Raw genomic sequence first — 16,236 nt, 5'->3', positions numbered from 1 at the left:
TTATTCTTCCTCAATAAAACAGCGCTGGATACCTTCTGCGACCGATATAGGTGGTTGCCAACCCAGCGTATGCTTGGTGTGACTGATATCAACCTGAAGATTACCACACAGTCGCTCTATCACAGCCTGTTTTCCAGTCATACGTCCCAAGAACTGTAGCCAACTCATCGGCACAGTTAATAGCCGTGGCCGTTTACCCACTGCGCGAGTCATCATCTCAAGCAATTCGGTTGTTGAAATATCGTCATCATCACTGACTAAAAAGGTTTGATTCGCCGCATTTGGATGACGGATACAGGTGATGATCAAATGGACCAGATTAGCCAGCGCCACCATACTGCGTTGGTTATTGATAGCTCCAAATGGAAGCGGAAAATTTTTTTTCGCAATAGTCAATAATGAAAGAAAATTACCTTTAACTCCTGGTCCATAAACCAGAGGTGGGCGAATAATCACCAACTCCATGCTGGAATTAGTTACCAATTTTCGTAGCCCATCCTCAGCGGCTTGTTTTGAACGCCCATAGGCATCCTCAGGTGCTGCAGCACAATTATGCGTAAAGGGCTGACTATCGTAGGTCGATTCGCCATTGACCTTAATAGAACTGATAAAGATAAAACGCCTCACGCCCGCAGCAATGGCTTGCCGCGCTAAGTGCAAGGTGCCATCAACATTAATATCCCGATAAATATCAGCTCCGTTATTCGCTGAATGATCCATCACATGCGCCTGCGCGGCGCAATGAATGACCACATCAACATCAACCAAAGCAGAGGCATAATTTGCCGTAGCGCTAATCTCACCCGTCACATGGCTAATCATCTGGGCTCTGGCGTCGGCAACACTGTCAATGTTCACCAGCACCGGCACACGGCGACCATAAGTACGGACGGCCACATCAGGTTGCTGCATTAACTTCTTTAACACAGCATTACCCACAAAGCCGGTGGCACCAGTTAGTAGAATCATTAGAATACCTTATTCAACTGGGTGTTGTTGTACACCGTATTTTTTTAACGTCGCTAAATACTGCTGAATCACTAATTGTTCATCAAAAGTATCGCGCATAAAACAGCGGCCGGCAGCGCCCATTTCTGCACGCGCTTCTGGCGACATGACAATAATTTTCTCACAACAAGCGGCGAGTGCCGCGGCATCTTTCACTGGGCACAAATAGCCAGTTTGGTCGGGCAACACCACATCACGGCAACCGACGTTATCCGTGGTAATTAATGGCTTTGACATGGCAGCAGCTTCCATCAGTGTGCGCGGAACACCCTCGCGATAAAATGATGGCAACACCACGCAATCAGCATTCGCGATAATGGGCCGCACATCTGACGTAGTGCCTAAGTATTCAACCAACCCAGCTTGTTCCCACTTGGCAATTTGCTCGCGCTCAATCACGCTGGGGTTAGCCACGTCGCACGCGCCGAGCAGCTGAAAGATCGCTTGCGGGTATTTCTGACGGACAATCCTCGCAGCCTCAACATATTCACCTACGCCCTTATCCCATAACATTCTGGCGCTCAACAAAAAACGCATCTTGCCATCATTATCCACCTTAGACTGTGGTGCAAAATGCATTAAATCCACCCCTTCACCATGCAGCAACACCGCTTTATTTTCAGTGATGAGTTGATGTTTCAAAAACACCTGGCGATCATCTTCATTTAAAAACCACACCTCTTTGGGGAAGCGAAATGCAAGCTTATATAAGCACCTAGCCACCTTAGCCACTAAATTATCGTTAACAAACGTATACCCCAAACCGGTCGTGATGGCAATAGAAGGAATACCAGCCCATTTAGCCGCAAGCGAACCATAAATATTGGGTTTGATAGTATAATGGATAATAAAATCAGGTGCTATTTTTTGATATAGTTGGTACAAGGTGTAGATCAATTTAAGATCTTGCAGCGGATTGATCCCCTTGGCCGCTATCAATATATCTATGACCTCACAGCCCATAGCCCGTAACTTATCCGAAAATTCATCGCGTGCTGAAATAATGGTAAGCTGATAGCCGTCATGAATTAAACGATTTAATAAACCGTAACGAAAATTGAACATGCACCAAGCAGTATTGACAACAAGAACGAGTTTTTTATTGTTCATATCATTAATTAATCTCTAACCGGAAGGCAAGCTTGCGGAAGAAGCAGCAATTTGCAGGTATGAGCAGTGCCTATTTGGAAAAAGTGCTGGATGCAGGGCTAGCTGCACTGACGTTAATTTAACAATTAGTTCACGCTCTGGCCCTGCGGTGATCATACCCTGAAAGCCGCGCCACGCCTCGTATAAGGGGATGGCTAAGGTATATACCAAGGCATGGCTTTGGCAATACCCTCCATAATTCGGTATTCCGGCGCGTAACCTAATTTGCTAGCCGCTTTACCAATATCCGCCTGTGAATGACGAACATCGCCAGTACGAAAATCGCGATAAACCGCTGTTTTCTCATAGGGCTTGCCGTTCTGGGCCAAAGCTGCCTGCAGTGCACGGTACAAATCATTCAACGTAGTGCGGTCGCCCACAGCGACGTTGTATACTTCGTTTTTGGCATCTTCAGCTGCCGTTGCCGCTAACAAGTTAGCCTGTACAGCATTATCGATGAAGCAGAAATCACGGCTGGTTTCACCATCACCATTAATGAACACATCATCACCCAACAGCATAGAGGCTGCCCATTTGGGGATAACCGCCGCGTAAGCGCCGTTCGGGTCCTGCCGTTTACCAAACACATTAAAATACCGCAAACCAATGGCTTTGAAACCATAGGTTTTGGCAAATACATCGGCATACAGCTCGTTTACATATTTGGTTACAGCATAAGGTGACAATGGTCTGCCGATGTTTTCTTCAACTTTCGGCAACGCTGGATGGTCACCATAGGTCGAGCTACTGGCTGCGTAAGTAAAGCTTTTTACACCAGCATCCCGAGCAGCAACCAGCATATTCAAAAAGCCACTTATATTTGTGGAGTTAGTGGTGATTGGGTCATTAATGGAGCGTGGTACAGAGCCTAATGCCGCCTGATGCAGAACGTAGTCCACCCCTGTACATGCCTTCTGGCAATCATCCAAATTACAGATATCACCTTCAATAAAGGTAAAACCAGCCCATTGTTCAGCTGTAACCAAACCTTTTACTTCATCCAAATTATGCTGATAACCGGTAGCAAAGTTATCCAACCCAACCACAGCCTGATTCAGCTTTAGTAATTGCTCTAATAAATTAGAACCAATAAAACCAGCAACGCCCGTAATCAGCCACACTTTAGGCTGGGTTGGTAATGCTTTCAGTAATTCACTGTAAACAGTCATTGTATTAATAAGCTCCCTTAGTGTTACAGACGTAAATCAGCTGCTGAAGCTGGCAGCACATACTTAAGATCGTACAACACATGGGCAGGTTTGCCCAATGCACGTATTTTTTCAGCACCCATTGCTGCAAACTCTTTATGGGCTACGGCCAACACAATACCGTCATAAGCTCCCGCATCAGGTTTCGAAACTGGTGTAATACCGTATTCATGCTGTGCTTCTGTAGCGTTAATCCAAGGATCGTAGCAATCAACACTAACACCGTAGTCTTGCAGTTCAGCAATAATATCCACCACCTTGGTATTGCGCAGATCGGGGCAGTTTTCTTTAAAGGTTAATCCCAACACGAGCACACGCGAACCTTCAACCTGAATGCATTTTTTCAGCATCGCCTTCACCAGATGGCTGGCAACAAAAGCACCCATACCATCATTCAAGCGACGGCCTGCCAGAATAATTTCGGGGTGATAACCAACCGATTGGGCCTTATAGGTAAGATAGTAAGGGTCTACGCCAATGCAATGCCCCCCCACCAAGCCAGGACGGAAAGGTAAGAAATTCCATTTAGTACCAGCAGCTTTCAGCACTTCTTCGGTATCGATACCCAGCTTGTTAAAAATAAGTGCTAATTCGTTGATCAAGCCAATATTCACATCACGCTGAGTATTTTCAATCACCTTAGCTGCCTCAGCAATTTTGATGGAACTGGCTTTGTGCGTACCGGCGGTAATGATCGAGCGATACAGCTGATCGACTGTTTCTGCTACTTCTGGTGTAGAACCAGACGTTACTTTCAAAATGGTAGTAACCCGGTGTTCTTTGTCGCCGGGGTTAATACGCTCTGGGCTGTAACCGCAGAAGAAATCTTTGTTAAAGATTAAACCTGAGACCCGCTCAAGCACAGGTACACACTCTTCCTCGGTTGCGCCGGGGTAAACTGTGGATTCATAAATAACGATATCGCCTTGCTTGAGCACTTTGCCAATGGTTTCACTGGCTTTAATCAGTGGAGTCAGGTCAGGCTGTTTGTGTTGATTAATAGGCGTTGGCACGGTCACGATGAAAACATTACATGCCTTTAAGTCATCGAGTGAGCTGCTGTAAGTCAGATGTTTGGCCTCTGCCAACTCCTGATCCTCCACTTCCAATGTACTGTCATTGCCCTTGCTTAATTCAACCAAGCGAGTTGTATTAATATCAAAACCGACAACGGGGTACTTCTTGCCAAACTCAACTGCGAGTGGCAGACCAACGTAGCCAAGACCAACGATACCAATGCTTAAATTTCTCATGTTTCAAACATTCCATATTAATTAGGATTAAAAATTATTTACCAACCCAACACTGCTCATATTGCCGCACCATACTAGCAATAGAATATTGACCTATAATTCTATCGATATTACGCTGTTTAAATTCCGACCAGCGCTGCTTGTCATTAGCCCACAAATATTTCGCTTTAATTATCAATTCCGACAACATTTCGGGATTCTTTGGTGAGCAAATTAAATTAGGTTCATTTAAAATCTCCTTTGCATCACCTACATCTGTACTAACACAAACCACACCACATGCCATAGCCTCGGCCAGAACATTCGGGAATGCTTCAGATGAGCTGGCTAAAACATGTAAATCTAAAGCATTCATTATTGCTGGTATATCTGCACGTTGACCAACAAGCTGAATGCAATCAATAAGCCCCAAATCAGCAATCTCTTTAGTTAGTAACTTATTCTCTGTTGTTAATCTATTTCCAACCAAGAGACAAGTAAATTCGATTCCTGAATTCTTAATTATCGATAAAGCTTTCAATAAATTAGAATGGTCTTTGAAAGGATCATATCGACCAACCTTGCCAATCAAAAAAGAATCTTTACTGATACAAAGTTCTTTTCTGATGCGAAACCCAGCTTCAGGATCATGCCTCAAAGACTCTAAATCATAGCCGTTGGGTATCAATATGAGCTTTGATTTATCATAGCCAAGGTCCGAATGAACCTCCAATGCCTTACGCGCACAGCAAACAATTTTATCAGGTATAAAATAGGATAGCTTTGCTAACAACCACGCAACATATATAGTGCTTCTCTTTGCATTACCTTTATCTAAAGTTGAGTGCCGCACACCCCAAATAATTCGCTTTACACCAGCAAGCTTGGCGGCAATCCCACCAAGCAAGTCAGCATGATACATCCAAGTTTGAACTACACTTGGTTTACTTTCCCGAATGATAGAAATTAGTTTGATCAACTTCAAAGGATTAGGCCTAGCAGGATTCATTTTCAGGTAATGCACCTTAATACCTGCAGCAACAAGAACTTCTCCATACTTACCTGCATCGATAAGAGAAACCACCTCATGCTCTAAGTTTTTACTTAGAAGACACAAACGAGTAAGCACACCTTCAGCACCGCCATCACCTAAGCCGGTGATAACATGCATTATTTTTTCCATTGTTTTTCTAACCACGCTTGAAACATTAAAATACTCCACAGTTTAAGTGAATGATCACGCTTGCCTTGCAAATGATCACTCCAGACACGGCGCACAACAGCAGAATTTAAGTAACCATCTTGTTCTAAACGCTGTTCATTCAGCAACGCCTCAGCCCAATCTCGTAAAGGCCCACGTAGCCACTGCCCCAGAGGCACCGAAAAGCCCTTCTTGGGACGTTCAATCATTTCACGAGGTACATGACGATATAGAACCTCACGCAGCACCCATTTACTGACACCCCCACGTATTTTCATGTGCAAGGGTAATTTCCAAGCTAACTCCACAACCCGGTGGTCAAGTAAAGGAACCCTAGTTTCCAGACTATTCGCCATGGCAGCGCGATCAACTTTTACCAGAATGTCATCGATCATGTACTGACCGGCATCCATCGCCATCATCCAATGCTCAAAACAGTCAGTTTTCGGCCACTGCGCGGCACTATTAATCAATGTAGGATATTCATTTCCACCGATCACCAATTGCCCGGGGTTATCCCAGTGGCTCATCAATATCCGATAAAACTGCTCTTGATCTTTGGCAGGTAATACACGTAACAGCTTTGCAAGCTTATCAGGAAGTGGCAGACCAGATAATAATCGGCTAGCAATCTGCCGAAGTGGCAAAGGTAGCAGTTGTAATTTGCTCCACACCCGGGGTGCAAATTGATAAGGATTATAACCACCAAATAGCTCATCACCTCCATCACCACTGAGTGCAACCGTAACATGTTGCTTTGCCATACGGCTAACAAGAAAAGTAGGTAACTGAGAACTATCGGCAAAAGGCTCGCAATAAATATCCGGTAAATGCGGTACTAAATCCACCGCATCCTGAGCACTCACATACAGTTCTGTATGATCTGTCCCCAAATACCGCGCAACTTCCTTCGCATACTCAGCCTCGTTGTAGCCAGGCTCATCGAAACCAATGGCAAAAGTGCGTACAGGCTGCTTGGATTGCTGCTGCATCAACGCGACAACGGTACTGCTATCTACCCCACCACTGAGAAATGCCCCCAAAGGCACATCAGATAGCATCTGCCCGCTTACCGCTTGGCTAATCGTTTGCTCCAATAAATCGGCTGCTTGAGTATCAGTGCCGCTGAACGGGTTAGCCAAACAGCGTTCAATCGACTGATTCAACTGCCAATATGCCTTCAGCTGAACGTCAGCACGCAGTTGCCCTTTTTTGATCTGCACATACTGGCCAGCAGGTAATTTTTCAATACCTTGGTAAATCGTATAAGGTGCAGGAATATAGTTGTAGCGTAGCAACAACGATAAAGAACCACGATCAACTTGTGTATCGAATGCAGGATGAGCCTTGAGGGCTTTAAGCTCTGACCCAAACAACAAGGTATCACCACACCAACCCCAATAAAGGGGTTTTTCACCTAAACGATCACGGGCTAGAGTTAATTGCTGTGCTTGCTTATCCCATAGAGCCAGCGCAAACATACCAACCGTCGCTTTTAACGTAGCTTCGACACCCCAGGCACTAAAACAAGCTAACAAGGTTTCTGTATCGGAATAGCCACGCCAAGAAGGTGCAGAACCTTGAGATTCAAGTTGATCTCGCAGATCAAGGTGATTATAGATTTCACCATTGAAGGCAATAACAAAACGATCACCAGCCGAAGTCATTGGCTGGTGTCCTGCGGATGATAAATCAACGATAGCCAAACGGGCATGGCCTAAAGCAATGCCTTGCTTTTCGTTATACCAAGCGCCTGAATCATCGGGGCCACGATAGCTGATTGCAGCGATCATGCATTGCAGAAATTTTGGTTCCGCCTTAGAAAGTTGACGGGATAGTAAAAATCCAGATACGCCACACATTAGTTAACAGCCTTATTTGTTGATGACTCTACACTAGATCTATTAGTAAACTTTAATTTACTAATAATAACCAGAGCCAATCCATAAAACATTATATTGAAATAAGCTCCAAACCAACCATGAAAAAGATAAACTATTGAAAAACAAGCGATCAACATAAGCATTGTGCTTCCAGCATACCTACCAATAAAATAGAATGGAGCAACGACAACAAGAAACAAATATAAAACCATAAACACTACTTTTTCTTGCAGGATAAAAATCCAACCAGCCAGACCTGGATTAGTATTCCACGTCGGATCTTCTATTCCAAAAAAATATTCAACCATATAAGAATTAAGTAAATATTGCTCAAAACCAAAAAGCTTTGAAATAGTGTATTGAGGCAGACCATCCATCCAGTAACTTGAAAATAAACCATTAGACAAATCAAAATATAATTTATCAGAGTTTTCAAGTAGCAGAGCCACATGCCCAAGATGCTGAAAACGATTTAGTAAATAGCTAATAGCCAAGTTATACTTTTCAGCTGAAAACGAGTTGAAAATACTAGAAAAAAAATCCCCAACAGAAACACCCTGTCGCATTGACCATTTCATATCAATAATAACGGGTAAAACCAAAATAAATAACAGCACTAAAAATAAAATATAAAATAAACTCCGCAAGGAAATGCGAACAGGGTAATATCTTGATAATAGCATAAAAATAATTATAAAAAACCCGCCCATCCAACCACGTAGCGCCATCGAAACCAAAAAAATAATCAAATTAACAAGCAATAACCGACCAGATAACAATGAAGTTCCAACCAAAATAAAAAGCATATCGGGTTGCAACAAAATAAAAATGTAGTTAATAATAGAGCCACCTTCGATACGTGCACCATCACCAGCTATATTAACGCCTGTTTTTATATTAAAAATCAAAAAAAACATTTGAATTATTATTAAAAACCAACCCCAGACTTTTCCATATGTGATTTTTTTAAAATTTAATCTGGAATGAAAAAACTTAAACACCCATAAAAAGGACAGGAGAATTAACACTTGCAATAAAAATGAATAAGCAAGCGAGGAGGCCTTTAGCTCAAAAAACTGTCCTTCAAGGACCAATCCATTACCACTAATACCCTGAACCAATGCAATAAAATTAGCAAAAAAATAAAGATAAAAAAGAGATATAACAGGATTAACAGTCACGGCCCGCACCTAAGGTTTAAGCATATTTCTAGCAGGAACACCTACAGCTACATGATTGTCAGGCACCTCGCTTAACACTACACTATTTGCTCCGACTTTCACATTGTCACCAATTTTTATATTTCCAAGAATTTTAGCTCCAGCTCCAATCACAACATTGCTACCAATTTCTGGCTGTTGATTTATAGCAGACTCAGTATCTTTATTACCAAGTGTAACACCATTAAGTATTTTGCAGTTTTCACCAATTAACACATCGCCACCGATCACGATATCGTGGCCATGTACAATCATAAGCCCTGGACCTATTCTTGACTTTAATGAAATGTCACTAGCAAACACAACTCGAATAAAGTACTCAACAACCACTCCTAATAGTGACCCAATGAAGGGGATAGTTCTTAGGAGCTGCCCAATACGTATGCACAAAACCAAATGAAACGCATGACTTGCAATTACTGTCTTTAGTTTTATTTTTAAACCACCAGAAGACACATATTTACTTAAATCCTTATTTATTAACAAAATTATATTCATAAGCCACTCAACTCCCGTCTAATTTTTCTACTCATTAAGTACCTAATAAGACCTTTGAAAGAGAATGTTTTTATAACCATTATTAAAAACCTCCATTTACTTTCCTTTCGATGTTTTACATTAGATAAAAACCAAGTCCATGCAGAAGAGTTTATGTGCTGCATGTATTCAGGGTATGCATCTATAAAATAACTTAAAGAGTTCAAAACAGAATCATATACCACAGAGCTTCCAGAAATACCAATACCGCGCCTATAAACTCCTAGAGCATTTGGACTACAATAAGCGCCGTAGCCAGCGTCGACTTGTATTACGTTTACTGTATAATCAACAATTTCGAATTTTGGCAATTCTATTTCTCTCAACTTAGACCTATACATTTTCGAGCTATTAGCTGCTATTGCCACAAATTCAATTATATCTTTCCTGTAAAACTTATAGTCCAACACCCCCCTTGTTACCATTTTTGTATACATATAATTATCACCATCAATAAAATCCATTCGATGAAACACCATATTACACTTGGGGTTTTTATCTAAAAAGTCAGCTTGCGTTTGCAGTTTACCAGGCAAAGCATAATCATCAGCATCCATATGTGCAATATACTTACCATGTGCCTTAGCATGCGTCATCAAATAGTTTTGACAAGCGCCAACATTCTGCTCATGTAACAACGGCTTAATGATATCTGGATATTTCTTTTGGAACTCTAGAACTATTTCACGAGTTTTATCCGTAGAACAATCCTCACCGACTATAATCTCAAAAGGAAAATCCGTTACCTGATCTACTAAGCTTTGTAAGCATTTAGCAATGTATTTTTCTTGATTGTATGTAACAACACATACCGACACTTTAATCTCTGAGCTCATAATTTACATTTACCACTAAATAATTTTTTGTTAAGCACTTTACGGGCTACCGAAGATGAAACTGTAGCAACAGAAATTGCAAAAAATGACAACACAACCACAGAAAATAATGCTTCTTGCCGAGTTTGATAACTCATATAAGCATTCGCTAGAAATAAAAGTAGTATGACTGGTGCATAAATTCCTAAAATATCTTTAGACAACCAACCTACGTGCACGCCTGGCTGTAATTTATGATGCACATACCCAACCCAAAGTATTAAATACAAACTATTAATACTCAGCCACGCCCAGCCTGCACCTACACCACCATGCTCTGATGCTGCCCAGATGATAGTAGGGATAAGCGTGATTACGATTACCAGATTCCCTATCAGGTGGTAGCGTAAGTTTCCTAAAGCGTATTGCAGGTAATACGGAAATGCGGATACAGCCAGTACGCCATTACCGAGTGCATACAGCGTCAGGATCGGGGCGGCATTACTGGCGATTTCTTTATCCCCCGTCCATGCGTAGAGCAATGGCTCGGCAAAAAATGCGATAGTAAGCGAGGCGGAACCCGCAACCACGCTCACTAACTGCGTTGCATTGCGGTAGACCTGAATCATCTCATCATGCTTACCTTCGGTATGGAGCCTGGTCATACGGGGCATAATGACGGAGCTTACCGGTGCGCTCAGAATCATAATCCCACTGGCAACCAGCACAGCCAAGGTAAAGAAGCCATACTCTGCCAACGGTAAAATACCGGAGAGTATTAACTTGTCCGTTTGTGTTACCAAAACCCAAACCGAAGACGTAAAGGCTATGGTTAATGCAAATTTCAGCACAGGTTTAACGGGTTGTATGCTCCAGCCAATAAGTTCAGTCTTAGCGACGGCAGGCTTAAGCTTGTTACTTATTAAGTACAACCCTAGCACTTCAATAATGGCCACTGCGAGTTGATGCCAGAAAAATACTGTTGGTGTAAAACCATACCGCCACATAGTGATAAATACCGCCGGAAAGCGCAGTGTTGCGATGATGGCATTGAAGCCACTCAACCAAACCAAGCGTTCGGAACCGGTAATAACACCTCGATACAACCCCCCCAACCAACGCAACGCAACGCTGGCAGCCATGATCTGAACAGCAACTACCACCATATTCATGCTAAGGGTTTCAACCTGAAGCCATTTGTAAGCGATGGGTTCTGCTAATAGCCATAAGGCTGTACCACCAATGACTGCTGTGCCGACAAAAATGGTACTGAGTGCACGAAAGAGCTGTCGGTAGTGCAATGCCGACATAGAACCGCCATAGTAGCGAGCTGTTTCACGTGCGATGGTCGGTGTTAAGCCTAAATCAAGCAGTGCAAACCATGCTTGCAGCATGGTAAAAAACCCCACTAAACCATAGGACTCGGCCCCCATGTACTTTATGTAAAGGGGCAAAATTACAATGCCAATGCCAGCGGAGTAAAGCTGACTGGCGTAATTAGCTAAGATATTGACTTTAAGTGAAGGACTACTCTTCATAACTACTCACAAAGCCACTTTTGGTACATCACCATATATTCATGGCTGATATTCGGTGAAAATTCGGACAGTTCAAACATAACATTTTCAATATGAATATCATTTTCGCAAATTACATGATTATTTAAAAACCAATCCACAACTTGTAATAAACTTATTACCTGCTGTAAGAATACTCTATGTCTAAGTTTAGTGATACTTTCTCCCGGATTTCTGGGGAATGCAGCTTGCAAAATAGGTTTACCTGTATCCATACCTTCATCGATAAAGTGCACAGTTGAACCAATAAATAATGCACCACTTTTCAATGTATCACCAAATCCATCCATACCAGGACAAGCGGGCAAAATTGATGGGTGGAAATTAATCACTCTGTGAGGATGAGCCTTTAAAAACACATCACTTAGCAAACGTGTATAGAATGATATAAATAATACATTCTCACCACTTGAATACTCTTGAACTAATAACTTAGAGAAATCATGACCACACTTAGCGTTAAGAACTTTGGCAGGAAAATTATTTGAGTTTGCGTAATCAATTATCCCACATTGTCTATCACTAACAAATTCAATCTCATGCTCAGATAAAAATGACGTACTAATCGCTTCTTTTATAACGCTACCATTAGTAGAGCATATAAAGACTATCTTCATTTTAAAGTAACTCGTATTGTTCTAGAATTTGCTTTACTTTCTCTTTACTATTCCACATTAGGACATCAATCATCGAGAGATTTGGAATGAACTCCCCTTTTGCTTGTGAATATTGAAGTGACTTCATCTTCATGAATTTCAACTCTACACCTCGAGTATCAAAATATCCCTTATCGTACAATGCTTGACCACCAATACTATTTACATATACGGAATCATCAAATAACTTGGTCATTTCTATGAGCCTATCAGCAGGGCTAGCCCCTCTGTCATAAGTAAGATCAGTTGACTTGATAATTTTTTTATCGACATCCAAGTAATCAAAAACACTTTTAATACCCACCTGGCAAACAGATGCAATACGACGGTCTTCCTTTTGCAAAACCATTTCTATTAATGGGTACACATCACTGTAAAAAGGTGCTTTTGAATATGCCTGAGATATAGCTTTTAAAATTTTCTTAGTGTCAGGCGAGAAACTCAACTCACAAATTTTCTTATTTTGTGACGAACCTGGGACAGGAAGCGTAAATCGCTGCACAGCTCCATTAACCAAAATATTATTCCGATTAATATAGCCACGATTTATGAAGTTAACATCATCATACAGTATAAAGACATCGACCATATTCACCAACTGGTAGTAACCCAGATATGGGAATATGTATGGCTGCATTACTGCAATCATAGGGCACCATCCATAATATTAAAGATTACCTTTTTCACATCATCTTCTGACATATCTGGAAAAATAGGTAAACACAGAACCTGATGAGTAGCTTCTTCTGCTACACTCAAGTTTTTTGCGTCAGCCGAACTTAAACCGGAGTACATTGGGAAGTGGCTGATTAGCGGATAAAAATAACGACGAGCAAATACATTATTTTGCTTAAGTTTTTCGTACAGTTCATCACGGCTCAGTGGGTATTCTTCCGTCACCAGTACTGGAAAGTACGAATAGTTGCGCACGATTTCTGCTGTACTGGTTAGAATATTTATACCGGGAACATGTACTAAATGTTCTCTGTAAAACGCATCAACAGCTTGTCGGGCAGCTAACGCTGTTTTAATATGCTTGAGTTGTAACAATCCAAAAGCAGCATTGACTTCGCTCATTTTTCCATTAATGCCAGCATCATTAATAGTTACCTCATCAATAATGCCAAAATTTTTAAGCTGGTTAATGCGTTGCTTGGTTGCTTCATCGTGACAGATAATTGCACCGCCTTCAAAAGTGCTAAATACCTTGGTGGCGTGAAAACTGAGAACACTTAAATCACCACGGCGAAGAATACTGCCACTTTCATCTTGCACACCAAAAGCATGAGCCGCATCGTACAATACCTTCAAACCATGTTTGTCAGCGATAGCCTGAATGGCCTGTACATCACAGCTATTACCATAACAATGCACAGGCATAATGGCAGTGGTTTTGTCGGTGATTGCAGCTTCGATTTTAGCTGGGTCAAGATTCAAAGTTATTGGATCAATATCCACGAAAACCGGCGTTAAGTTGTTCCATACCAAGGAGTTAGTCGTCGCAACAAACGAATACGGTGTAGTGATCACTTCACCACTTAAGTCTAGCGCTTGCAGTGCGGTTAACAGGGCATTGGTGCCGTTGTTAAACAGCACAACCTGATTGACACCCAAGTATTCTGCAAGCTCTTTCTCTAACTGCTGGTGCATCGGGCCACCATTAGTCAGCACTTTGCTTTGCCAGATCTGCTCCAGATACACCACAAATTCTTCCATTGGGGGTAAATAAGGCTGTGTTACATAAATTTGTTTGTTGCTCATACTTCACCATTTGCAAGTGCTAACAGATATTGACCATAGCTGTTTTTGTTCATTAATTTACCGGCTTGTTGCAACCGTTCTTTGCTCATCCACCCATTGTTGTAGGCAATTTCTTCTAGACAAGCTACTTTGTAGCCTTGGCGTTTTTCAATGGTTTCTACAAATTGTGCAGCTTCAAGCATGCTTTCATGGGTTCCGGTATCAAGCCAAGCAAAACCACGAGAGAGCATTTCCACATGCAAGTTATCTTGATTAAGGTACATCTCATTTAGGGTGGTAATTTCCAGTTCACCACGGTGCGAAGGCTTAACTATTTTCGCCTGTTTTACCACATCATTTGGGTAAAAATACAACCCAGTTACGGCGTAATTACTCTTTGCATTTGCTGGTTTTTCTTCAATGCTGATTGCTTTTTGGTCTTGATCAAATTCGACTACACCGAAGCGTTCGGGGTCTTTAACTTGATAACCAAATACGGTGGCAGCTTCACCTGTCTGCGCTTTGGTAACCGCCTTTTTCAACTTGGCGCTGAAATTTTGGCCATAAAAAATATTATCACCCAGCACCAAACATACGGCATCGTTACCAATAAATTCCGCACCAATGATAAAGGCTTGAGCCAAGCCATCGGGGCTAGGTTGCACGGCATATTCCAGTGCTATTCCTAATTGGTTGCCATCACCCAGCAAGCGCTGAAACGCAGCTTGATCTTCAGGGGTGGTGATAATCAAAATTTCCCTGATACCAGCCAACATTAATACCGATAGAGGGTAATATATCATCGGCTTATCGTAAATAGGCAGTAACTGCTTGGAAACACCCATGGTAATCGGATAGAGACGGGTGCCAGAGCCGCCAGCCAGAATAATACCTTTCATTATTTCTTTTCCCCGTACTGCTGATCGATCCAGGACTGATAGGATCCATTCTTCACGTTGTTGACCCACTGCTGGTTATCCAGATACCACTGCACTGTTTTGCGGATACCGGATTCAAAGGTTTCTTGTGGTTGCCAGGCGAGCTCGGCGCTCATCTTGCTGGCATCAATGGCATAACGGCGGTCATGGCCAGGGCGGTCGGCCACATAGGTGATTTGATCGCGGTAGGAGCCGGCCTTGGGCACCATTTCATCCAGCAGATCGCAGATGGTATGCACGACTTCCAGATTCTGTTTCTCGTTATGACCGCCGATGTTGTAGGTCTCGCCGATGACACCTGTGGTAACCACGGTATAAAGCGCGCGGGCGTGATCTTCCACATAGAGCCAGTCACGGATCTGGTCACCCTTGCCGTATACCGGCAGCGGTTTGCCATCCAACGCGTTGAGGATCACCAGCGGGATCAGCTTCTCGGGGAAGTGGTACGGGCCGTAGTTGTTGGAGCAGTTGGTGACGACAGTCGGCAGGCCGTAAGTACGGCGCCAGGCGCGCACCAGATGGTCACTGGAGGCCTTGGAAGCAGAATAGGGGCTGCTGGGGGCATAAGGGGTGGTTTCGGTGAAGAGCGGCAGTGCCACACCGGGGGCCACTTCATCCGGATGGGGCAGGTCGCCATACACCTCGTCGGTGGAGATATGGTGGAAACGGAAAGCCGCCTTGCGTACCTCGTCCAGACCGTTCCAGTAGGCGCGAGCCGCTTCCAGCAGCATATAGGTGCCGACGATGTTGGTTTCGATGAAGTCAGCAGGACCGGTGATGGAACGATCAACATGGCTCTCGGCGGCCAGGTGCATCACGGCGTCCGGTTGATGCTGGGCAAACACCCGATCCAGTTCGGCGCGGTTGCAGATATCCACCTGTTCAAAGGCATAACGTTCACTGTTTGCGACACTGGCCAAGGATTCCAGGTTGCCCGCATAGGTGAGTTTGTCGAGGTTGAGAACTGAGTCGTTGGTATTTTGAATGATATGACGAACAACCGCAGAGCCGATAAAGCCGGCGCCACCAGTGACAAGAATTTTCATATGCATGCTCTTGAAAATTAAGAGAA

The 16,236-nt window shown here is 42.9% G+C and carries 15 protein-coding genes; all 15 read right to left on the bottom strand.

The window, feature by feature from the left end; all coding sequences use genetic code 11:
- The 15 genes from C2U40_RS06305 to rfbB all read right to left on the bottom strand — a co-directional run bounded on the left by C2U40_RS06305 (position 1) and on the right by rfbB (position 16,210).
- On the bottom strand, positions 1–969 hold the full coding sequence (locus tag C2U40_RS06305) for a UDP-glucose 4-epimerase family protein (RefSeq protein WP_103828759.1): 969 nt from the start codon (positions 967–969) through the stop codon (positions 1–3).
- Positions 970–978: 9 nt separating this feature from the next.
- Positions 979–2,118: a glycosyltransferase family 4 protein gene (locus C2U40_RS06300; RefSeq protein ID WP_103828758.1), complete on the bottom strand. Its 1,140-nt coding sequence runs from the start codon at positions 2,116–2,118 to the stop codon at positions 979–981.
- Positions 2,119–2,312: 194 nt separating this feature from the next.
- Positions 2,313–3,326, bottom strand: coding sequence for an NAD-dependent epimerase/dehydratase family protein (locus tag C2U40_RS06295; RefSeq protein ID WP_103828757.1), 1,014 nt, complete (start codon positions 3,324–3,326; stop codon positions 2,313–2,315).
- 23 nt (positions 3,327–3,349) lie between these two features.
- A complete protein-coding gene (gene tviB / locus C2U40_RS06290) occupies positions 3,350–4,618 on the bottom strand; it encodes a Vi polysaccharide biosynthesis UDP-N-acetylglucosamine C-6 dehydrogenase TviB (RefSeq protein ID WP_103828756.1) in 1,269 nt (422 codons plus the stop codon).
- Positions 4,619–4,652: 34 nt separating this feature from the next.
- Positions 4,653–5,768, bottom strand: a complete 1,116-nt coding sequence (locus C2U40_RS06285) for a glycosyltransferase family 4 protein (RefSeq protein ID WP_158656429.1) — start codon at positions 5,766–5,768, stop codon at positions 4,653–4,655.
- On the bottom strand, positions 5,768–7,660 hold the full coding sequence (gene asnB / locus C2U40_RS06280; protein WP_103828754.1) for an asparagine synthase (glutamine-hydrolyzing): 1,893 nt from the start codon (positions 7,658–7,660) through the stop codon (positions 5,768–5,770). The genes C2U40_RS06285 and asnB overlap by 1 nt, the downstream gene beginning before the upstream one ends.
- Complete coding sequence (wzy, locus tag C2U40_RS26005) at positions 7,660–8,862, bottom strand: oligosaccharide repeat unit polymerase (protein ID WP_133295826.1); 1,203 nt, start codon at positions 8,860–8,862, stop codon at positions 7,660–7,662. Before wzy ends, asnB begins: the two co-directional genes overlap by 1 nt.
- 9 nt (positions 8,863–8,871) lie before the next feature.
- Complete coding sequence (locus C2U40_RS06275; RefSeq protein WP_162498630.1) at positions 8,872–9,399, bottom strand: serine O-acetyltransferase; 528 nt, start codon at positions 9,397–9,399, stop codon at positions 8,872–8,874.
- A complete protein-coding gene (locus C2U40_RS06270; RefSeq protein ID WP_103828753.1) occupies positions 9,396–10,274 on the bottom strand; it encodes a glycosyltransferase family 2 protein in 879 nt (292 codons plus the stop codon). The genes C2U40_RS06275 and C2U40_RS06270 overlap by 4 nt, the downstream gene beginning before the upstream one ends.
- Positions 10,271–11,791 (bottom strand): oligosaccharide flippase family protein, encoded by a 1,521-nt coding sequence (locus C2U40_RS06265; protein WP_103828752.1) that lies wholly within the window; start codon positions 11,789–11,791, stop codon positions 10,271–10,273. The genes C2U40_RS06270 and C2U40_RS06265 overlap by 4 nt, the downstream gene beginning before the upstream one ends.
- 2 nt (positions 11,792–11,793) lie before the next feature.
- The gene (purN, locus tag C2U40_RS06260; protein WP_103828751.1) at positions 11,794–12,447 is read right to left on the bottom strand and encodes a phosphoribosylglycinamide formyltransferase; all 654 of its coding nucleotides are present in this window, start codon (positions 12,445–12,447) and stop codon (positions 11,794–11,796) included.
- A 1-nt stretch (position 12,448) separates the two neighbouring features.
- Positions 12,449–13,135 carry a WbqC family protein gene (locus C2U40_RS06255; RefSeq protein ID WP_162847486.1) on the bottom strand — a complete coding sequence of 229 codons (687 nt, stop codon included), beginning with the start codon at positions 13,133–13,135 and terminating at the stop codon, positions 12,449–12,451.
- On the bottom strand, positions 13,132–14,247 hold the full coding sequence (locus C2U40_RS06250) for a DegT/DnrJ/EryC1/StrS family aminotransferase (protein ID WP_103828750.1): 1,116 nt from the start codon (positions 14,245–14,247) through the stop codon (positions 13,132–13,134). Before C2U40_RS06250 ends, C2U40_RS06255 begins: the two co-directional genes overlap by 4 nt.
- Entirely contained in the window at positions 14,244–15,125 is an 882-nt protein-coding gene (gene rfbA, locus C2U40_RS06245) for a glucose-1-phosphate thymidylyltransferase RfbA (protein ID WP_103828749.1), read from the bottom strand. The genes C2U40_RS06250 and rfbA overlap by 4 nt, the downstream gene beginning before the upstream one ends.
- Positions 15,125–16,210, bottom strand: coding sequence for a dTDP-glucose 4,6-dehydratase (gene rfbB, locus C2U40_RS06240; protein WP_103828748.1), 1,086 nt, complete (start codon positions 16,208–16,210; stop codon positions 15,125–15,127). The genes rfbA and rfbB overlap by 1 nt, the downstream gene beginning before the upstream one ends.
- Between the last annotated feature and the right edge of the window lie 26 nt (positions 16,211–16,236).

The sequence above is a fragment of the Aeromonas sp. ASNIH4 genome (assembly GCF_002934425.1).
GTDB lineage: Bacteria > Pseudomonadota > Gammaproteobacteria > Enterobacterales > Aeromonadaceae > Aeromonas > Aeromonas hydrophila.
Note: the sequence above shows the minus strand (reverse complement) of the source record. Positions and strands in the feature narration are given on the sequence as shown.